At 63.3% G+C, this 16,520-nt stretch carries 18 protein-coding genes, 2 tRNA genes and 2 pseudogenes; 14 read left to right on the forward strand and 8 right to left on the reverse strand.

The features are described from left to right. Nucleotides 1–13: 13 nt before the first annotated feature. Nucleotides 14–556 (reverse strand): tetratricopeptide repeat protein, encoded by a 543-nt coding sequence (locus SO140_RS30125; RefSeq protein ID WP_449381204.1) that lies wholly within the window; start codon nt 554–556, stop codon nt 14–16. Nucleotides 557–829: 273 nt separating this feature from the next. Between SO140_RS30125 and SO140_RS30130 the strand changes: the two genes are divergently transcribed. The 4 genes from SO140_RS30130 to SO140_RS30145 all read left to right on the forward strand — a co-directional run bounded on the left by SO140_RS30130 (nt 830) and on the right by SO140_RS30145 (nt 3,218). Further along, nucleotides 830–1,174 carry a His-rich protein BRANT gene (locus tag SO140_RS30130; RefSeq protein WP_449381205.1) on the forward strand — a complete coding sequence of 115 codons (345 nt, stop codon included), beginning with the start codon at nt 830–832 and terminating at the stop codon, nt 1,172–1,174. A gap of 196 nt (nt 1,175–1,370) precedes the next feature. After that, nucleotides 1,371–1,793 (forward strand): hypothetical protein, encoded by a 423-nt coding sequence (locus tag SO140_RS30135; RefSeq protein ID WP_449381206.1) that lies wholly within the window; start codon nt 1,371–1,373, stop codon nt 1,791–1,793. Between the two features lie 287 nt (nt 1,794–2,080). Further along, on the forward strand, nt 2,081–2,788 hold the full coding sequence (locus SO140_RS30140) for an outer membrane protein (protein ID WP_449381207.1): 708 nt from the start codon (nt 2,081–2,083) through the stop codon (nt 2,786–2,788). 190 nt (nt 2,789–2,978) lie between these two features. Continuing rightward, the gene (locus SO140_RS30145) at nt 2,979–3,218 is read left to right on the forward strand and encodes a hypothetical protein (protein WP_449381208.1); all 240 of its coding nucleotides are present in this window, start codon (nt 2,979–2,981) and stop codon (nt 3,216–3,218) included. 9 nt (nt 3,219–3,227) lie between these two features. On the opposite strand, the gene SO140_RS30150 is transcribed toward SO140_RS30145, so the two are convergent. Both SO140_RS30150 and SO140_RS30155 read right to left on the reverse strand, forming a co-directional pair. Then, nucleotides 3,228–3,482: a hypothetical protein gene (locus tag SO140_RS30150; protein WP_449381209.1), complete on the reverse strand. Its 255-nt coding sequence runs from the start codon at nt 3,480–3,482 to the stop codon at nt 3,228–3,230. A gap of 290 nt (nt 3,483–3,772) precedes the next feature. Further along, nucleotides 3,773–4,162 (reverse strand): hypothetical protein, encoded by a 390-nt coding sequence (locus tag SO140_RS30155; protein ID WP_449381210.1) that lies wholly within the window; start codon nt 4,160–4,162, stop codon nt 3,773–3,775. Nucleotides 4,163–4,262: 100 nt separating this feature from the next. Between SO140_RS30155 and SO140_RS30160 the strand changes: the two genes are divergently transcribed. The 4 genes and pseudogenes from SO140_RS30160 to SO140_RS30175 all read left to right on the forward strand — a co-directional run bounded on the left by SO140_RS30160 (nt 4,263) and on the right by SO140_RS30175 (nt 7,850). Further along, nucleotides 4,263–4,427: a hypothetical protein gene (locus tag SO140_RS30160; RefSeq protein WP_449381211.1), complete on the forward strand. Its 165-nt coding sequence runs from the start codon at nt 4,263–4,265 to the stop codon at nt 4,425–4,427. Nucleotides 4,428–4,511: 84 nt separating this feature from the next. Further along, nucleotides 4,512–5,012, forward strand: a complete 501-nt coding sequence (locus SO140_RS30165; RefSeq protein ID WP_449381212.1) for a GNAT family N-acetyltransferase — start codon at nt 4,512–4,514, stop codon at nt 5,010–5,012. A 149-nt stretch (nt 5,013–5,161) separates the two neighbouring features. Then, nucleotides 5,162–6,860: pseudogene (locus SO140_RS30170) on the forward strand (methyl-accepting chemotaxis protein). A 270-nt stretch (nt 6,861–7,130) separates the two neighbouring features. Next, a complete protein-coding gene (locus SO140_RS30175; RefSeq protein WP_449381213.1) occupies nt 7,131–7,850 on the forward strand; it encodes a class I SAM-dependent methyltransferase in 720 nt (239 codons plus the stop codon). Nucleotides 7,851–7,864: 14 nt separating this feature from the next. Here SO140_RS30175 and SO140_RS30180 read toward each other — a convergent pair whose 3' ends face one another. After that, nucleotides 7,865–8,596 (reverse strand): dienelactone hydrolase family protein, encoded by a 732-nt coding sequence (locus tag SO140_RS30180; protein ID WP_449381214.1) that lies wholly within the window; start codon nt 8,594–8,596, stop codon nt 7,865–7,867. A 105-nt stretch (nt 8,597–8,701) separates the two neighbouring features. Between SO140_RS30180 and SO140_RS30185 the strand changes: the two genes are divergently transcribed. The 3 genes from SO140_RS30185 to SO140_RS30195 all read left to right on the forward strand — a co-directional run bounded on the left by SO140_RS30185 (nt 8,702) and on the right by SO140_RS30195 (nt 11,843). After that, nucleotides 8,702–9,418, forward strand: coding sequence for a class I SAM-dependent methyltransferase (locus SO140_RS30185; RefSeq protein ID WP_449381215.1), 717 nt, complete (start codon nt 8,702–8,704; stop codon nt 9,416–9,418). A gap of 101 nt (nt 9,419–9,519) precedes the next feature. Beyond that, a complete protein-coding gene (locus SO140_RS30190; protein ID WP_498543524.1) occupies nt 9,520–11,358 on the forward strand; it encodes an outer membrane protein assembly factor BamB family protein in 1,839 nt (612 codons plus the stop codon). 311 nt (nt 11,359–11,669) lie between these two features. Then, entirely contained in the window at nt 11,670–11,843 is a 174-nt protein-coding gene (locus SO140_RS30195) for a hypothetical protein (RefSeq protein ID WP_449381217.1), read from the forward strand. A 485-nt stretch (nt 11,844–12,328) separates the two neighbouring features. Here SO140_RS30195 and SO140_RS30200 read toward each other — a convergent pair. The 3 genes and pseudogenes from SO140_RS30200 to SO140_RS30210 form a co-directional block, all read right to left on the reverse strand. Then, nucleotides 12,329–12,604 (reverse strand): annotated as a pseudogene (locus SO140_RS30200) (septal ring lytic transglycosylase RlpA family protein); the annotation flags it as partial. 556 nt (nt 12,605–13,160) lie between these two features. Then, nucleotides 13,161–13,235, reverse strand: a tRNA-Thr gene (locus SO140_RS30205). 179 nt (nt 13,236–13,414) lie between these two features. After that, nucleotides 13,415–13,888, reverse strand: a complete 474-nt coding sequence (locus SO140_RS30210; RefSeq protein WP_449381218.1) for a hypothetical protein — start codon at nt 13,886–13,888, stop codon at nt 13,415–13,417. A 313-nt stretch (nt 13,889–14,201) separates the two neighbouring features. Here SO140_RS30210 and SO140_RS30215 point away from each other — a divergent pair, with 313 nt between their 5' ends. Both SO140_RS30215 and SO140_RS30220 read left to right on the forward strand, forming a co-directional pair. After that, on the forward strand, nt 14,202–14,696 hold the full coding sequence (locus SO140_RS30215) for a hypothetical protein (RefSeq protein ID WP_449381219.1): 495 nt from the start codon (nt 14,202–14,204) through the stop codon (nt 14,694–14,696). 60 nt (nt 14,697–14,756) lie between these two features. After that, complete coding sequence (locus SO140_RS30220) at nt 14,757–15,233, forward strand: hypothetical protein (RefSeq protein ID WP_449381220.1); 477 nt, start codon at nt 14,757–14,759, stop codon at nt 15,231–15,233. A 74-nt stretch (nt 15,234–15,307) separates the two neighbouring features. Here the strand turns inward: SO140_RS30220 and rlmB are convergent, their stop codons facing one another. Continuing rightward, entirely contained in the window at nt 15,308–16,138 is an 831-nt protein-coding gene (gene rlmB / locus SO140_RS30225; RefSeq protein ID WP_449381221.1) for a 23S rRNA (guanosine(2251)-2'-O)-methyltransferase RlmB, read from the reverse strand. Nucleotides 16,139–16,350: 212 nt separating this feature from the next. Between rlmB and SO140_RS30230 the strand changes: the two genes are divergently transcribed. Beyond that, nucleotides 16,351–16,436: transfer RNA gene (locus SO140_RS30230), tRNA-Tyr, on the forward strand. The last annotated feature ends 84 nt before the right edge of the window (nt 16,437–16,520 follow it).

Here is a 16,520-nt window from a genome sequence, read left to right on the forward strand (position 1 = left end):
AGTGGAGCAGCCCTCAGTAGACGAGCGTCGCGCCCGTCGGCTTGTCGAGCGCCGCGGCAAGCGAGCGATATTCCTCGCTGCCGGTGCCGACGAGCGAGGCAATCTTGTTCAGGTGATACTGCGCCTGTTCGCGGTTGCCCTGTTCGAGCTGCCAGAGCCCGTAATACTGCCAGGTGCGCACGTGGTTCGCATCGTCCTTGAGGGCCAGCTCGTAATAGGCCTGCGACTGCTTGTAGTCGCCGAGCTTGCGGTAGGAGTAGCCGATCAGGTTGGCGACGTCGGCGACGTCGTCGCGCTTGAGCGTCTTGAGCTGGTCGATCGCGCTCGCATAGTCGTGGCGATCATAGATTGTGGTGTAGGCCGTGCGATAGGCGGCGAGGAATTTGGGATCGCTGACAGAGGAGCTCTTCTTCTTTTTCTTGGTCGGCGTCGTATCTGATGACCCGGAGCCGGAGGGGCTATCGCTGCCGTTGGCATAGGCGCTCTGAATTGCCGGCACGGCGACCAGCGTCATGCAGAGGAGTGCCGGAACCAGAAGCTTTGCAACTTTGCTCATCTATCTCTCCCGTATGGAATGCGGCGATCCTACACGATTGCCTCAAGACGGGAACACCCGCGGCGCAAAAACATTCCCGGCCGTTCGGCTTATTCACGGAACAGAGGTGACCCGGCCGCCGGCCGGAAACATGACAAAGATGTCATCGAGATGAATGGAAGCCATTCGCGTGCTTCAGAATGGGTTCAGTGCGCCCCGCCTAACGTCTGTCCCATGATCGAAGGGTCGGCGAGAGGGCGCCGCCTCAAGATCCTTCAAAGAGGAGACAACACCATGTTGAAGACCATTTCCGCAGCCTTCCTTGCAGCTTCCGTCATCGCCGCTCCGGCCTTCGCCGCGGAGTCCGGCAAGACCGCCACGCAGGCCCCGGTGATCAAGTCGGAGCAGGGCGTCAAGGCTGACGCCAAGACCAGCGTCAAGACCGACGCGAAGACTGGTGCCAAACTCGACACCAAGACGAAGGCGATGAACGCGAACGCCGCCATCGCTCCGAGCGAGCACAAGTCGGTCCACAAGCATCGTCATCATCACAAGATGCTTTCGGCCAAGAAGCAGCCGAAGGCCCAGCCCGACGTCTCCAAGCCGGGCGCGCCGGTGACGACCGAGAAGCGCAGCTAGCAACTGGTCCCGCGCGGTGGCGACCCACATTGCCCCGCCACCGCGCGCAGGGTTCAGGCCGGCCCGACTGCCATCGGCCTCGCGAAAGCGTGAACGATGGAGGCGGGCCGGTTAAGCCGTTTTGGAAGCGAGAAGCGAATTCCCTCGGCCCGACCTTGCCGCTAGAACGAACGTTGCGTCGGGTCGAGAGGGAGTCGTGGGGGAATTGGCAAAACGCGTGAGCGTCCTGGTGCTGCCGCTGGTACTTGCGGCCTGCTTCGGTAGCGACGGAGGCCGGCCGTCCATGGTGGACGATGCGGGAAATCCAGCGCAGCAGCCCTTTCCGGACAATTTCCGCAGCGAAGCGCTCGCCATCATGCGCAGCTATCTGAACGACCCGGTCGGCGTGCGCGACGCCGCCATGGCGGATCCGGTGCTGCGCACGGTCGGTGGCCGGCCATTCTATGTGAGCTGTCTGCACTTCACCCCGCGCGAGAGCGATGGCAGCTACAGGGCGATGCGCGAGCGGGCGATCATCTACGTCAATGGACGCGCCGACCGTGTCACCGAGCGGGCCGGCGAGATGTGCGCGGGTGCGGTTTACGCACCCTTTCCAGAACTGGAAAAGATGACGCGGTAGCGCAAAGCACGTCTTCACCTGTGCCTGCTAGGACAGGAGCGGCTGGAAGCCTCTGATCACATTTCGGGGAGCCTTGAACGGGGTTGTTTGTTCTTGCGACAAATAGTTACGGCAGTGTGCGCGCGAGCGAAAAAATCTGTCGTGACGAGGGAACGCTGGGGAACAAAAAGCCGTTGTTGCGGGCCTCATTAGACACCGAACGATCAAGGCTCCGGCATCGCCGCGAAGCAACCAAATTCAGGCCACGTTGTTTGCTGAGGGTGAATTCGAGATAACGGGGATCATCCATGAAGACGTTCTTGCTTGGCGCAGCCACTGTGCTCGCGCTGGCAGCGCCAGCCGCCGCAGCCGACATTCCGGCGCGTCCTTACACCAAGGCCCCGGAGTATACGCCGCCGCAGGTGATCTATAACTGGACCGGTTTCTACATCGGTGGCCATGTCGGCGGTGCGTTCGCCGGCGACAACACCTTCCAGTCGACCGACGCCCGCTTCCTCGGTGGCGTGCAGGGCGGCTTCGACTATCAGTTCGCGCCCAATTGGGTCGTGGGTCTCGAGGCCCAGTACTCGTGGCTGCCGTCCAACAATAATGGCGTCCTGTTTCCGGCCGGCACGCTCGTGACCTCCAACACCGACCAGCTCGGCTCGGTCACCGGCCGCATCGGTTACACCTGGGGCCCGGCGCTGGTCTACGCCAAGGGCGGCTATGCCTGGCGCAACAACAATTTCGGCGCCAGCGTCGGCGGCGTACCCACCGCGGTCAGCACCACCGGCAACAACAAGGACGGTTACACCGTGGGTGCCGGGCTCGAATACATGTTCGCGCCGAACTGGTCGGCCAAGGCCGAGTACCAGTATTATAATTTCGGCAGCACCACCGTCACCGCCGGCCCGGCCGACGTCGTCGGCGTCCGCGGCAAGGAGGACGAGCATACCGTCAAGGTCGGCGTGAACTACCGCTTCGGCTGGGGCGGTCCGGCGGCCACGCGCTACTGATCCTCAGGCAGCAAACGACACACTGCAAAGGCCGGCTCCGCCGGCCTTTGTTTTTTCGGAAGCTCGTCTCACCAGCACGGTCTCACCAGCGTCATGGGCATGCGGTAAAGCAAAAATAATTTTTGCCTCTTAGGGAACACGCTGCCGGAACGCGTTATTATTGATTGCCGGGCTGGGTGGGATGACGAACATGCGTATCTTGGCGTCGGTGGTGATCTCGTTATTCGTCACGCTGCCGTGCTCGGCACAGACGATCCTCAAATCCGAACCGCTGGTATTGGCGCCCTATGAGGTGGCCTTCGTGCAGGATTTCTCCTGCGGACTGGGCCGGGTGCTGAAGGTCACGGGCGCGATCCGCGGCCTGCATCGGCGCAAGGCGTGCGTGGTGTTGTCGGGCGAGCAGGCATCGCTAGCGGTCGCAACGCCCTGATGCGCATCTTCACGAATTGAACTGCAGCTCCAATCGGGATTGCCGCTCGGCGTCTGACTTGTTCTTGGCCGGATCCTCATCGGGACCAATGCGGCACGGCTTGATTTCGTAGTCATTGTCCAGGACGCGGCGCGGCCCCGGCCTGTCCTCGTCGGTGGCGACGTCCACGACCAGACCACTCTGCTGCGCGAATTTCCAGACATCGGCCTCGCTTGGGTAGGCCTTGCTGAGTTGGGCGTCGTTGCAAAACAGCGCGTACGGCATCGGTCCTGCCTCCCGCAACGGCCTTAACGCTTGAGCGGATTGAGGGTTTCAGCCTGGCTTTATTGGACGGCGAGTGATCACGGATCCGTGAATGGGACGTCCGGGCGTGAGTCGTAAACGAGTCCTGAATCCCAGGAAAAAGAATCCTTGGGACTCCTCGGCTGGAATCAGCGGATGTTTCTGGCCATGACGACTGGCCTGAAAACCTCCTGCGAGCACATGCTCCTGCCGCTCATACTGGCGCTGTTCGGCGCCTGTGCGGCCAATCTGCTGCTGGTCTGGTCCTGGCTCTAGTGGCCTGAGGCCGGCGGCCGAGGCGGGGGAGTGCTGATGGCGTCCCTGACCTTGGCGAGGGTCGACTGGCAAAACTCCTCGCGCTCGCGCTCGAAACGCTCCTGATGCTTGCGGAAGTTGGCAACCCGCGCCTGCACTTCGCTGCGGAAATCGCCCGATCTCCTGGGCGGCGCGACTTGGAAGGCCTGGGGCGGCGGCTCCGCCTGCGGCGGCTGCTCGACCTCACGGGTCTCTTCGACCGCCATCACGGAAGCGACCTCCACGGCCGTCGGAGGGGGCACGGAATCAGGCCCCGTCGGGAGCTGCTCCTCCTTCCGACCGGTCACGGATTGAACAAAGGCCAATGTCTGCGCGATCAGCGCATCGCGTTCCCTGATCCACTTCATGGTCCACCTCTGCCCGCCCTATTCCAGCAAACCGGCTGCTCCGAATCAAGGCATGCTTGCAGGGATTGCATATTTTTCCCGATCGCACGAAACTGTGGCAATGAAACCGAAGGACGAATGGCTGGAAGAGGCCGAGGGCCTGCGCCTAGTGCGCGCATTTCTGTTGCTGCCGCCCGACAAGCGGCGGCTCGTGCTCCAGTTCGCCGATGATCTGGCGCGCGCGCAGGACCGCCACGAGGAGAGGACGGAAGCGTCCCCGACCTGAGCAACGACGGCGCCCTCGCTCAGGCTGTAGCTGTATCTACGCACAGCTTGCGCGTTCGTGCGGCCTCGGTTCTTATTTGGCGCCATGACCGAGATAGAAACGGCCGAGATAGAGACCTCCATCGTCAACCCCGACACGCCTGATATCGATATCTGCGCGCGCTGGCGCGCGGAGACGTTTGCGGTGCTCGAGGCGACCGTCGAGCAGGAGCGACGCACGCTCAATCGGTTCGCGGCGGACCAGACGCGGCAGGTAGCCTTGATCGCCAAGCGCGGGACGGTGCCGGTCGGCACCTGCCTGCTGGTGCCTTCCGAAATCGAGCCCAATCACCAGGTCTCGCCGTGGCTTGCAGGATTGTTCGTGGCGCCCGAGCATCGGCGGCATGGGGCAGGCGCCGCTCTGGTGCGCGCGATCGAGGCGCAGGCCTGCCTGCGCGGCTTTGCACGGATCTTCCTCTACACGACCAGCGCCGCGGGGTTTTATCAGCGGCTCGGCTGGGACCTTGTCGAGCACACCGACTGGAAGGGCTTTGGACGTACCGCTTTCATGTCGCGTGCGATCCAGCCGATGTCGCCACAGACATAGAAAAATTACACGAAGCTTACAAAGCCCGCACCAAAAGCCATCTTCCCGTAATTTTACGCGCGGCATTTTGTATCAAATCTTAACGTCCGTCGGTTCCATTGGGTTCCGCGCCGGGAACGCTGTGGATGCTCCAAATCGGATGAATTGTGATGCGCTTTTTGAATAATCTGAAAATTGTCTTGAAAGTCGGTCTGATCGTTACGGTGCTGGGCTGTGCGCTCCTGGGCGTTGCGGCATTCAGCGCCGTCCAGCTTTCCTCGACGGTGGACAATTTCGCGGAGCTGTCGGACGCACAGTCGGCGGCGCTAAGCCTCACCCGCGCGCAGCGCCGAATGGAGACCTATCACGCTGCCCTTTATGCCGTGATGACCGAGACTTCCGAGGAGGGGAACGCCAGGCGGCTGAAAATCGCTAGCGAAAATCGCGGCTCGATTCCCGGCTTTCTCGAAGCCGCGATCAAGGAGGATGCAGGCCGTGCCGGCGAAATCCGCGCCATCGGCGACAAGCTGAAGGGCGTGTTTGCCGCGTGCGATCCGGTGCTGGAGGCTGGCGCCAAGGCAAGCACACCGGAAGAGAATGCCAGGGTCGCCGATCGCGCCCACAAGGAATGCGATCCGGCGCTGGACGTTGCGCTTGCCGACATCGCGAAGTTCGCAGCCGAGACCGCCGAGCGCGTCATCAAGCGCAAGGAAGAGATCGGCCTTCAGGCCCACGCTTCCACTACGACCGTGATCGGTGTCAGCGCCGCCGGTCTGCTCCTCGGCGTCGTCATCGCGCTCTTCATCGGCCTCAAGGCGATGTCGCAGCCGATTGCCCGGCTCAAGCTTGCGATGGAAGGATTGGCCCGGAACGATCTTTCAACCGAGGTGCCCGAGAAGGACCGTCGCGACGAGATCGGCGAGATGGCGAAGACGGTCGAGATTTTCAAGACCAATGCGCTCGAGGTCGAGCGCCTCAAGAAGGCCCAGGAGGACACCGAGCGGCAGGCCGCCGCGCAGCGCCGGCGCGATATGGTCGATCTTGCCGACGGATTCGAGCGCGCAGTCGGCGAGATCATCGACACTGTCGGCTCCGCCTCCACCGAGCTCGAAGCGTCCTCCTCGACGCTCGCGACCACGGCGCAGCGTGCGCAGCAACTCACCCTCGGTCGTCGCGGTGGCCTCCGGCGAAGCCACCGGCAACGTTCAGTCGGTCGCCACCGCGACCGAGGAGCTGTCGTCCTCGGTCAACGAGATCAGCCGCCAGGTACAGGAATCCGCGCGGATGGCGATCGATGCGGTGGGCCAGGCGCGCTCGACCACCGAGCGGGTCAGCCAGCTCTCGACCGCGGCCACACGGATCGGCGACGTGGTCGAGTTGATCAACACGATTGCCGGCCAGACCAATCTGCTTGCGCTGAACGCCACCATCGAGGCAGCGCGGGCCGGTGAGGCCGGCCGCGGCTTTGCGGTCGTCGCCTCCGAGGTCAAATCGTTGGCCGAGCAGACCGCGAAGGCGACCGGCGAGATCAGTCAGCAGATTTCCGGCATACAGACCGCCACCCAGGATTCGGTGACGGCGATCCGCGAGATCTCGGCGACCATCGAGCGGCTGTCGGAGGTGTCCTCGACGATTGCCGCGGCGGTCGAAGAGCAGGGCGCCGCGACGCAGGAGATCGCACGCAACGTTCAGCAGGCCGCCCACGGCACCCACCAGGTGTCCTCGAATATCAATGACGTGCAGCGCGGCGCCGCCGAGACCGGCTCGGCGTCCTCGCAGGTGCTCTCGACCGCGAAGATGCTGGCGACCGACAGCAACCGGCTGAAGCTCGAAGTCGGCAAATTCCTCTCGACGGTGCGCGCCGGCTAAATCCGGCAGCGCAAATGACCCGGCGGCCCTTGCGCCGCCGGGTGCGCCGCACAGCTTATGGCGGAGTCATCAAAAGAGCCAACACGACCGCGAACAGCATGCCCGTCGCAACGACGGCGGCGACCGCACCAGCGGTGATCTTGGCTCTCTCTCGGGCGGTGACAGGGCGCATGCGGCACGCAAATTAGCTCATGTTGAACTTCGATCCAACGTGTGGTTAATGGCCGTCCCCGCGAAGCAGCGGTCAACATCCATTCCTCAAGGACATCCATGAGCGACGATGTCAGCGACGGCTGGGCAGCTTCTGCTTCCGCATGGATCGTGGAGCAGGGGGACGACGGGGACTACGGCCGCCGCTTCGTGCTGGACGCGCCGATGCGGGCGCGGATCGAGGGACGCGGCTTCCATCGTGCGCTGGATGTCGGCTGCGGAGAGGGGCGCTTCTGCCGCATCATGCAGCGTGCCGGCATCGCAACCACCGGCATCGATCCGACCGAGGCGCTGCTCGCGCGCGCCAGAGAGTTGGACCCGCATGGCGACTATCGGCTCGGCCGCGCCGAAACGATGGATGTCGATGCGTCCTTCGACCTGGTTGTCAGCTATCTCAGCCTGATCGATATACCGGATCTCGGCACGGGAATCGCGAAGATGGTGGCGGCGCTGCGGCCGGGCGGCATGCTCCTGATCGCGAATTTGACGAGCTTCAACACCGCCGGCCCGCCGGAAGGATGGATCCGCGATGGCGGGGGTACCTTGCGATTCCCGATCGATCACTACATGGACGAGCGGGCGAACTGGATTGCCTGGCGCGGCATCCGGATCCAGAACTGGCACCGTCCGCTGAGCACCTACATGACGCTGCTGCTCGATCATGGTCTGCAGTTGCGCCTGTTCAGCGAGCCTCAGCCCACGGGCGGGGATCCCGAAAGGAACGCGTTGCATCGCCGCGTACCCTATTTCCACATTATGGAGTGGCAGAAGCCGGCTTGAGGGGCTTGCGTGATTCAGCCCGCGAGCCTTGCCTGAAAGAACCGGCTGATGCGGTCGATCGCATCCGCGGTCATCGGATCGGTGTCGGAGAAGTCAAAGCCGTGCGGCTTGCCGGGATAGGGCACGAACTCGGCTTCCGCCCCGACGGATTTCGCGAGCTCGATCAATTTCTTTCCGTTCGCGATCGGCACGTTCTGGTCGGCCTCGCCGTGCAGCTCGATCATCGGCGGCAGGTGCTTGACCTTGCCGGCCATCGCATCGGGCATGCCGCCATAGAGCACGGCGAGCGCGGCGATGCGCTCGTCGCGCGCGGCCGTGTTGGCGGCGATGAAGCCGCCGAGCGAAAAGCCCAAGAGGCCGACACGCCCCGAGCTGTCGGGCTGCCCCAGGATGGTTGTCACGGTGGCGGAGACCGTGTCCGACCAGCCGTCGAACCGCGTCGCCTCGAAAGTCTCGCGGCTCGCCTTCGTGCTGGTCTTGGAGATGAGCGTCGCGGTGTCGCGCTCGGTCATGTAGCGGAGCAAATAGGCATCGATGCCCTTGGCCGAAAGCGCGTCGGCGTACCGCTCATAGGCGCGACGCCTGAGCTCGATGCCGCGCGAGCCGTGGAGCAGAATCACTGCGGGGCGTTTTCCGGAAACTTCCGCGGCATAGCGCGTCAAGGTGTCGTTACCGGGCTCGGCGCGTGCCGCAGGCGACAGCGAGAGCAAGGCCAGACCTGCAAGGGTGGTTCGTCGCGTGATCATCACTCGGCTCTCTTCAAGAAGGATTCCGATCGGGAAGCGCCGCCTGTATAATGCGCCTGCGACGGAAATTTGACTTGCCGTACATCTTTCTCGAGGCCTTGCCCGATGATCCCGGATCGTCCGCCCGTGCTCGCCCATCAGCGCTTCGTTGCCGATCGCGAGAACTTTGCCGGTCTCGATCTTGCCGGACGGTTCGAGCGCATCGTCCGTACCAATCTGTGGGGCGCTCCGACCTCGGTCTCGGGGCTCGGCTCCGAAGACCCGGCCACAGCCGCGATCAAGGGAGCGCTGCCGCCTTTGCTGCGACGGCTCGGCGTGCGCTCGCTGCTCGATGCGCCGTGCGGGGATGCCGGCTGGATCGGCAGATGCGGGCTCGATGTCGACTACATCGGAGTCGATATCGTGCCGTCACTGATCGAAGCCAACCGCAGGCAGGTTGCGCAGGGCGAACTCCTGGGTCGTTTCATTAGCGCTGACATCACGCGAGACGAGCTGCCTCAGGCCGACGTCATTCTGTGCCGGGATTGTTTGGTGCACCTGAGCTTTCAGAACATCTCCCGCGCCCTGGGACGTTTCCGCGCCAGTGGTGCGCGTTTCCTGCTGGCCACCACTTTTCCGGCGTGGCAGGACAACCTCGACTGCGAGGATGGCGACTGGCGCGCATTGAATCTCGAGCGAGCGCCGTTCGGCTGGCCTGCGCCGCTGGAGGTGATCAACGAACGCTGCGAGGAGGGCGGAGGCGGCTGGCGAGACAAGAGCCTCGGGCTGTGGCGGCTCGCCGATCTGTCCGGTGAGACAGGAGACACTGGAAGGGCCGTTTGACCGATGTCGCCACGACGTCGGTTGCGCTCGTCGATGCCTTCGCACTACACTTCCTCTTGCGTGATGGAATTTCGCCTCGCTGCTCCTGCCCGGGGGGAACGATGAAGCTGGACGCGATCGTGGCCTTGTTGCTGATCTCCTGTGGCGCTCCTGCGATCGCGCAGGATGGCGCCGCGCTTTACGCCACACATTGCGCGCAGTGCCACGACGGCAGCGACGCACAGAGCCGGGTGCCGCCTCGCAGCGCGATGCAGGCGATGTCGTTCGAGCATGTGCTGGCAGCGCTCAGCACCGGCAGCATGGCCGCGATGGCGCAGGGGCGCAGCGATGACGAGCGCAAGGCGATCGCATCCTTTGTCACCGGCAAGCTGGCCGTTAGCGGCGGGGCCGCGGCGGCCGACGCGTCCGGCCGCTGCACGCAAGCCGTCACCGCCTTTCCGCAAAGCATCGACGGGCCGCGCTGGAATGGCTGGGGCGCCGATCTCAACAACAGCCGCTTCCAGCCGGCGGGAATGGCCGGGCTGACGGCGGAGCAGGTGCCGCATCTGACGTTGAAATGGGTGTATGCATTTCCCGGCGCGACACTCGCCTTCGCGCAGCCGACGGTCGCCGGCGGGCTGCTGTTCGTTGGCGGCGCCGATCGCAAGGTGCGGGCGCTGGATGCGAAGCGCGGCTGCACGGTGTGGACATTTGCACCGGACCTCGCGGTCCGCGCGGCGATCAGCTTCGGGCAGGTCCCGGGCACGGATCAGTTCGCGGTATTTTTCGGCGATGGCCGCGCCAGCGCCTATGCCGTCAATGCGCTGACCGGCGCACTGATCTGGAAAGTGAACGTCGAAGAGCATCCGGCCGCCCGGATCACCGGCGCTCCGGTGCTTTATTCCGGCGTGCTTTACGTGCCGGTCTCTTCGATCGAGGAGGTAGCCGGATCGCAGCCGAACTACGAATGCTGCACCTTCCGCGGCAGCCTCGTCGCGCTGGAGGCGGCGACCGGCAAGCTGATCTGGAAGGCCTACACGATCCCCGAGGTGCCGCAGCCGACGACGAGGAATGCGCGCGGCACGCAGCTCTATGGTCCGTCCGGCGCCGCTATCTGGTCGGCGCCGACGATCGACATCGAGCGGAACGCGATCTATGTCGCGACCAGCAATTCCTATTCGGACCCGCCGGCCGCAACCAGCGATGCGGTGCTTGCGTTCGAGCTCGCAAGCGGACGGCTGCTTTGGAAGCAGCAGGCGACGCCGAAGGATGCCTTTGTCGTGGCCTGCTTCGCCGCAGACCAGACCAATTGTCCTGACGCTCACGGTCCGGATCATGATTTCGGCCAGTCGCCGATCCTGGTGAAGATGCGCGACGGCAAGCGCGTCCTCGTCATCGGCCAGAAATCGGGCGTCGTGCACGCGCTCGATCCGGATAGCGAGGGCAAGATCCTCTGGCAGACGCGGATCGGGAAGGGTGGTCCGCTGGGTGGCACCGAGTGGGGCTCGGCCGCGGACCAGGACCGCATCTATGTCGCGATCTCCGACGTGCGTTTCCTGCGCGATGGCACGCGGCGGCTCGACTCCACGCAGGGCGGCGGGCTGTTCGCACTCGATCTTGCGAGCGGTAAAGTCTCGATGGAGGTGGCACCGGTGCCTTGCGGCGAGCGCCCGCAATGCAGCCCCGCGCTGTCGGCTGCCATCAGCATCATTCCCGGCGTCGTGTTCTCCGGCGGCGTCAGCGGCTACCTACGCGCCTATGCGACCGCGGATGCAAAACTGCTTTGGGAGTTCGACACCTCGCGGGACTACAAGGCCATCAACGGCGTTGCGGCGTCCGGCGGCGCGATCGACGGCCCGGGTCCGGTGATCGTCGACGGCATGCTTTACAGCAACTCCGGCTACGGCCAATGGAGCGGCGTCGCCGGCAACGTGTTGCTGGCGTTCGAGGTGGGGAAGTGAAATTGGGTAAGGCCTGCGACGTATCAGCGGGCGCAGCCGGATTCACATAGGCAAGTGCGGGAACCGGCGAAGCAGAGCACCCTTCTCGACGTGCCGCTTCAACACCGGCGCGGACGTGCGGCCTCAGCATTAAGCCTCCACCAGGGCCCCCAGATGCTGAGGCCGTTCTTTATGCTCGTCTCCAGACTGTGCTGCTTCGGGACGAACGCCAGTCGGCATTATTTACAAGCTGTGAACCATGAAAAATGATCGGAAAATTTTAGCGAAACGATCTGCGGGCCCTTTGCGTCAGTCTGCTGGAGGGTGCAGCGATGGACACAGATGCAGGTTTCGACGAGCGTGAAAGCGAGATCGCCCGCTACAGGATTTTGGCGCAGGAGGTGACGGACCCGCTCGCCGCGCGTCTGTTGCACCACATCGTCATTGATCTCGAAGCCGACCTGCTGCGCGAGCGCGCAGCGAGGGCAGTCAAGTCGGATGGATGAGGTGGTACGAGAAACGATGAACCGCGGGTTCGGCGAAGACACTGAATGGGCCGCGCAGGTATCGCTGAGACAGCTTGCGAATGCGCCTTTCAGTGCGGCTTCCGAAACCGGCGGTAGCTCTGTTGACGTGGTGAAGCTAGCGAGAGGTCTTCATCGCCAAGGATGACAGGAACGAGTTCGTCTCGCACAACGCGCTCCATCAGTATTTGAACGAGCTTGGTACGCGAAACCCCACGCCGCTTCGCTGCGTCTTGTAGATACTCGACTTCCAAGGAAACTACGACGTTCTTAATTGTCATTCGCCATCCCCCAAAGGTTCTTGTTCTAGGTACCCTTGCGACGAAATGCGGTGAGAATTGGCTTCTACTGGGGCCTAGTAAGATCCAACATGAGGCAGTTTATGGCCGGCCTGAAGCGTGCCCCGTACCAATTGAGGCGGCGATGCACCTTCTTAGCAGGCTGCCGGAGGTCGTCGGCAGTGTCCCCTAAAGCACCTCAGCGCGAACTTGGGCCACTCCGCGATCCGTGATCCCAAGGATGCGCGCGGCGGCAGTCGAGAGATCGAGCACGCGGCCACGAACGAACGGGCCACGGTCATTAATGGTGACGATGACGCTACTTCCGCCATGGGTCACGCGGACCTTGGTGCCGAACGGAAGGCTGCGATGCGCTGCGGTTAGAAGATTCTGATTGAAGGAAGAGCCGCTCGCTGTCTTTCCTTTTGAATACGAATAGTAGGAGGCTTTCCCGGAGAAGCCTCGGTTGGAAGGTCGAGCGTGTAAGCGAGCCTCCGGCTCTCGTGTCGCCTCCTGTTCAGTCGATGTTTGTACTTGCCGCTGATCCTGCTTTGTCTCGGCAGGAGCTGGCTCTGCGTGTGCCTTTGGAATGAGGGACCATCTATCATCGAAGGTCTGTGCTGCAGCAGGGCTCGCGAGTATCCCCACCCAAGCCGGGACTGTCGCAATAGCGACCATTCCAAAAAGCAGGTGCATGATCGGACCTCTCAAAAAATCGAAATGCAAAGGCCCAATGCAAACTCATCGAGGTGTGTTCCTGACACGCAGGAATTCGCTTGCCGAGAGGTGAATGCTTACCGCCAGCTCGCAGGATGTCAGAAGGCTATCGACAACCTCACAGGAGCGGTCGAGAAAGGACTGTTCGAAGCTGAGGAGATAGCGTCGGTTGGAGCACGCGCCGAGAAGGCCCGGCTAGAGGGCGAGTTGGCAGCCACCGACGAAACATTGTTTCCGTCGACCTTCACCCGCTATGGGGGGGGGAACCGGTCTGTAGGTAAGGCCGCATTGTCGGCTAGACCGATGGTGCCGGCTGAGGGGATTGAACCCCCGACCTTCGGTTTACAAAACCGCTGCTCTACCGCTGAGCTAAGCCGGCCACTTTCCGGGAAAATGCCACCGGCATGGCGCCGGCGGGTCCGCTTGGGTGCGGTCGCAATATCAGACTTGTCTGAAAAGAGCCAGAACCCGCCGACGCTGTCTCAAGGGAGCCGCAGCTCGATCGAAAAAAAGGCGGCCCGAGGGCCGCCTGTATCATTCGGGCTGAAAAGAAAGGCGTTATTGGCAGAGGTGCCGGCGGCCGTCATCGCCCTTGACCCAGGTGCCGGGCCTGCAAACGATGCCGTTACGGGCCGCATAGGTGTTCCAGTCGCCGTGCCAGGCGGGACCACCTTGGTCATAAGAGGCGTAGGAATTGTTCCAACCTCCGAACGGTGCTGTTGCGATAGCGCCTGCGGTGCCAACGGCCGCGCCAGTGACGGCGGCCGCGGTGCCGACGGCAGCGCCGGCGGCAGCGCCTGCCGCATCGGCCGGCCAGAAGCCGGTCTGATCATTCGGATTTGCCTGACGATAGGCGGCATGGCGGTGACGATAGTGCCGGTCAGTCGCCGTGCCAGGCGTCATGGCCTGGCAGGCGGGATCTTGGAAGAGACCCGCGCAGCGCGGGTTGTCGGTCATGGTTTGCGCGAAGGTGGGTGTCGCCAGCGCGGACGCGAGAAGGGCCGCCGCGCCAAGAAGTTTGAGGCTCGTCATGGCATTTGCTCCATGTGGTTGAGACCTTGGGTAAGTACGACGTCCGGCCGTGGTTCCGCGGATTGTCGCATGTGGGGTCACATCGACGTGAACCCGCGCAGGATGTTTGTTTGCTGCTACGCAACCGCACTGCAATGGATCATGCGATGGGCGCCTCGGATGGCTGCCGTTAACGCTTCGATAGCGCCGACGAGCGCATTTGACCGCCCGCCCATCCTTACGCGTTAGGCTTACCGGAATTTCAGCGGCAGGCCTTAACACTCTAACCGTGGTGATCGGATAGGTTCTCGGCCGATTAACCCGGGACCTTCTTATGCGCGCTGTCGCGCTGCTTGCGCTTTTGGTCGGACTGCCCGCGACGGCGCTTGCCGGCGAGGGTTTCGATATCGTGATTCCAGGCCGTCCCGGCGTGCCCATCATCATCAATGGCATCGATGCCTCCTATACCGTCGTTGAAGGCGAATGGGGGCTGGCGAAGAACGTGCAGGTGCAGCCCACCATCTATGGCGGGCGCTACGTCGGCGAACGGCAGCCGAGCGATGTCGGCCATTATTATCCAAGCATGGGCTTGCAGCCCGGCTATGGCCGCCTCGAGGTCGAGCCGCCCGCGAACCGCAAGGTGCCGCAACCAGCAGAGAGCTACTACCGGAGCTGGGGCGTGCAATCGGCGCCGCTGCCGCCTCAGGTGGATGTGCCGGCCAATCCGCCGCCGGTGATCCTTGCACCGCAGATCGACGTCGATCCGCATCGTCGTGTTCGCCCGTCGCCTCACGCGCAGGTGCCCGGCAATCATGAGCTGCACAGGTAAGTCCAGGCAGATCAACACCCAAGCAAAATCCAACAAACGGAAAATCTACAGGAGAGAGTAATGCGTCAGATGATTTCAGGATTGGTCGCGGCGGCGGCCGTGATGGTGATGGGGGCGGCGCCTGCCATGGCCTGCGGCTGGAGCCCCTGTGCGGCGCCGGTTGCACCGGTCTATTCGGGCTGCAACACCGGCTGCGGCGGCTGGGGCTTTGATCGCCTCGCCGACCCGGCCACGCAGTATTACTACGTCAACCAGGGCCCGACCTACACCGGCCCAGGCGCCTTCGCGCCGTATCCGACCTATCAGGAAGACGCAGTCGTGAACTACGGCCCGCGGTCTTACGGCTATGGCGCAACCGTCGCAGCGCGCGCCTATCCCTACTATCACCGCCGGCCGTATTACCGTCCGTATCGCTACGGCTACGGTCCGCGCTACGGCTATCTGCCGCGCGTGCACTATGGCTACGGCCCGCGCTATGGCTATCGTTACGCGCCGTACCACTACCACGGCCAGCGCGTGCTGCGCCGCTATTACTGATCCCTGATCAGTTGAGCTGAATCACGACACGCCCGTTCGCAACATGCGAACGGGCGTTTTGCTTTGTCTTGAATTCAGCGCTTCATCAGCCCGAGCCGACTCGCGCCGACGTACAACGACAGCGCGGCGGCGTTGGAGACGTTGAGGCTCTTGATCTCGCCGGGCATGTCGAGCCTCGCCACCACGCTACATGTCTCGCGCGTCAATTGCCTGAGGCCCTTGCCTTCGGCGCCGAGCACCAGCGCAAGCGGCTCGCGCAGAGCGACCTCGGAGAGATCCTCGCTGCCTTGGCTGTCGAGCCCGACGGTCTGGAAGCCGCGCTCATTGAGCGCGGTCAGGGCGCGGGCGAGATTTTGCACGGTCACGATCGGCACGAGCTCGAGCGCGCCGGAAGCGGCTTTCGCCAGCACGCCAGTCGCCTCGGGGCTGTGGCGCGCGGTGGTGACGATCGCCTTCACCGCGAAGGCCGCGGCGGAGCGCAGGATCGCGCCGACATTGTGGGGATCTGTGATCTGATCGAGCACCAGCACCATGCCTTCCTGCTCCAGGGCCTCGATGTCAGGCGAGGGCAGGGGATCGGCCTCTGCGAGCAGGCCCTGGTGCACGGCATCCGGCGAGAGCAGCCGGTCGATCTCCTGGGGACGGACGATCTCGGGGGCGATGCGGGTTTCAATGTTCTCTTCAGCGAGGCGTCTCGCCGCATTCTCGGTCAGGGTGAGCTTGCGGATCCGCCGTTCGGGGTTTTGCAGCGCCATCGTGACCGTGTGCCAACCATAGAGGATGACCGGTCCGTCGGAGTGCGAATCGCGGTCGCGCCAGGTGGGCCGGGACGCGGATTTTGCGCCTTTGTTGAAGGGCTTAGCCCCGCCGCGCCGAGGTCTTTGAGCAAACTTGCGATCGTTCATGGGCTCGCTTGTCTCACGGGTTCCGAAAGTTAGCAATTTGGGTGTCCAAAGAGGCGATTTTAGCTGCTTAGCTCGGTTGACTTTGCCCCATCGCTTCGCCCATAAACGCGCCCGGCCGCGCCCCGTGTCCCTTCGGGCAGTTGCGGTTTTCACGTCTCCATGGCCGTTTCGGTCCGCCGGCAAGGTCCGGTCCGATTGTGCTGCCGTCGAGCGGGGGAGTGTCCCGAGTGGCAAAGGGAGCTGACTGTAAATCAGCCGCCTCATGGCTTCGCAGGTTCGAGTCCTGCCTCCCCCACCATGTTGATTCTATTTCGTAAATTTACTTTCCTGGCCTGCTGAGCGGTAAGGAAGCTACGCGACCTTTTGCCTGTGGGTCACATTG

It is taken from the genome of Bradyrhizobium sp. UFLA05-108 (genome assembly GCF_059803455.1).